This window comes from Kiloniella laminariae (genome assembly GCF_027214005.1).
In the GTDB taxonomy this organism is placed as follows: Bacteria; Pseudomonadota; Alphaproteobacteria; order Kiloniellales; family Kiloniellaceae; genus Kiloniella; species Kiloniella laminariae_A.
Map to the genome: position 1 here is coordinate 1 of NZ_JAPWGY010000060.1, position 231 is coordinate 231.

Annotated in this window: 1 protein-coding gene; it reads left to right on the forward strand. The window is 43.3% G+C overall.

Annotated elements, in window-relative coordinates; genetic code table 11:
* Window positions 1-40 precede the first annotated feature (40 nt).
* The coding region (locus O4H49_RS20600) for a hypothetical protein (RefSeq protein WP_269425311.1) at window positions 41-231 on the forward strand (191 nt) is incomplete at its 3' end.

The window sequence follows — 231 nt, forward strand, 5'->3', positions numbered from 1 at the left end:
GATAAGGACACCTCTTAACGCGATCATCGGGTTAACTCATATGTTTGCCGACGAATCACTGACAGAAGCACAGCGTCTACTGATAGATAAAATAAGCCTTTCGGGCAAGTCACTAATAGGAATAGTCAATGACGTGTTGGATCTGTCCAAAATTGAAGCGGATGAGATGTCTTTAGAGTTACTGCCGGTTAATCTTCGCGATTTTTCTGACGAAATCAGCGGCGTGTTTAC